The 2,333-nt window shown below is 70.6% G+C and carries 2 protein-coding genes; both read right to left on the reverse strand.

Translation table 11 applies throughout. The features are described 5' to 3' along the window. Window positions 1-114: 114 nt before the first annotated feature. Window positions 115-1,617 (reverse strand): FAD-linked oxidase C-terminal domain-containing protein, encoded by a 1,503-nt coding sequence (locus AC27VN_RS39150; protein WP_490880163.1) that lies wholly within the window; start codon window positions 1,615-1,617, stop codon window positions 115-117. Between the two features lie 139 nt (window positions 1,618-1,756). After that, window positions 1,757-2,333 (reverse strand): LysR substrate-binding domain-containing protein (locus AC27VN_RS39155; protein ID WP_490880164.1); only part of this gene is annotated, 577 nt, incomplete at its 5' end.

The raw sequence follows: 2,333 nt of genomic DNA on the forward strand, positions 1-2,333 counted from the left end.
CCTCGCCGTAGAAGTCCTTGCTGCCGCCGCCGCGGATGCGCAGCACGGTGCCGTCGGCGGCCGCGGCGCGGATGCGCTCGACGGCCTGGCCCAATGCGTGATCGATGCCGCTCATCAGAACCTCGGCAGCTCGGGATGCGGCAGCCGGCCGCCGCGCACCACCTGCTTGCCGTACTCGGCGCAGCGCTGCAGCGTGGGGATCACCTTGCCGGGGTTCAGCATGCCTTCGGGATCGAAGGCGCGCTTGACGCCGAACATCTGCTCGTTCTCGGCGGCCGTGAACTGCACGCACATGCTGTTGAGCTTCTCCACGCCCACGCCATGCTCGCCCGAGACGGTGCCGCCCATCGCGACGCTGGTCTCGAGGATGTCGGCGCCGAACAGCTCGCAGCGGTGCAGCTCGTCGGGGTCGTTGGCATCGAACAGCACCAGCGGATGCAGGTTGCCGTCGCCCGCGTGGAACACGTTGCAGCAGCGCAGGCCGTACTTCTGCTCCATCGCCTGGATCGCGAGCAGGATGTCAGCCAACCGCTTGCGCGGGATGGTGGAGTCGAGGCACATGTAGTCGGGGCTGATGCGGCCCGAGGCCGGGAAGGCGTTCTTGCGCCCGCTCCAGAAGCGCATGCGCTCGTCCTCGCTGTTGCTGACCGCGATGGCGGTGGCGCCGCAGCCGCGCAGCACGGCCGTCATGCGGCCGATCTCCTCTTCCACTTCCTCGGGCGTGCCGTCGGATTCGCACAGCAGGATGGCGGCCGCGTCGAGGTCGTAGCCCGCGTGCACGAAGTCCTCGACGGCGGCGGTCATGGGCTTGTCCATCATCTCGAGCCCCGCGGGGATGATGCCCGCGGCGATCACCGCGGCCACCGCGTCGCCGGCTTTGCGCACGTCGTCGAAGCTGGCCATGATGCAGCGCGCCAGCTGCGGCTTGGGCACCAGCTTCACCGTGACCTCGGTGGTGACGGCGAGCATGCCCTCGCTGCCGATCACCAGCGCCAGCAGGTCGAGGCCGGCGGCATCGAGCGCCTCGCTGCCGAACGCCACCGGCTCGCCCTCGGCCGTGAAGCCGCGCACCTTAAGCACGTTGTGCAGCGTGAGGCCGTACTTGAGGCAGTGCACGCCGCCCGAGTTCTCGGCCACGTTGCCGCCGATCGAGCAGGCGATCTGACTCGAGGGGTCGGGCGCGTAGTAGAGGTTGTAGGGCGCGGCGGCCTCGCTGATGGCGAGGTTGCGCACGCCGCACTGCACGAGCGCGGTGCGCGCGACCGGGTCGATCTTCAGGATGCGGTTGAACTTGGCGAGCGACAAGGTCACGCCCATCTCGTGCGGCATGGCGCCGCCCGACAGCCCCGTGCCCGAGCCGCGCGCCACCACCGGCACGCCCAGCCCGTGGCAGGTGCGCAGCACGGCCGCCACCTGGTCCTCGGTCTCGGGCAGCGCCACCACCAGCGGCCGCTGGCGGTAGGCCGTGAGGCCGTCGCACTCGTAGGGCGTGGTGTCCTCGGCATGCCAGATCAGCGCATGCGCCGGCAGGTGGGCCTGCAGCGCGCGCACGACCTGCGACTGGCGTTCTGTCTTCTGGAGCGACGCATGCTGCGTCGCGCTCGGGGGCGCGTTCATGGGCGAAGTCTCTTCTCGGTGTTCTTCCGCGGATGCCTGGCGGGGGCCGGCCCCCCACTCTAAGGAAATGCGCGGCCTCCGGGTTGAAGGATTTTTGCGGCGGACTTGAGGAATCTTCGCCGCGCCGCGCCGCGCGGGCTCAGCGCAGCGCCTGCACCAGCCAGTCGGCGAAGGCCGCGCACTCCCAGCGCTCGAGCACGCCCGGCTGCCAGCAGAGCGTGTGGCGGTGCGGCGAGCGCACGGCATGCTCCGACAGCGCCACCAGCCGGCCCGATTCGAACCAGGCCGCGCCCATCTTCTGGCGCACCAGCGCCACGCCGAAGCCGCTGGCGGCCGCGTCGTAGACCAGGCCCAGGTCGTTGAACTGCGAGCCCAGCTGCGGCTCGGGCTGGTCGATACCGCAGCTCGCGAACCAGGTGCCCCAGGGCTCGAGCGGGCTGCGGATCAGCCGCGCGGCCGCGATCTCGGCCGCGGTGCGGAAACCGTGGAACGGGCCGAACTCGTTGAGGTAGCTCGGGCTGCAGGCCGGCACCACCAGTTCCTCGAGCAGCGGGCGGTGCTCGCAGTCGGCGTAGTTGCCGCCGCCGTAGCGCACCTCGAGGTCGGCCGGCTCGGCGGTCACGTCGAGCAGCGGGATCGACACCTGCAGCACCAGGTCGATGTCGGGATAGATGTTGCGGAACAGCTCGAGCCGCGGCATGAGGAACTGGCGGCTG

It is taken from the genome of Variovorax sp. 20P10.2.4 (genome assembly GCF_058244205.1).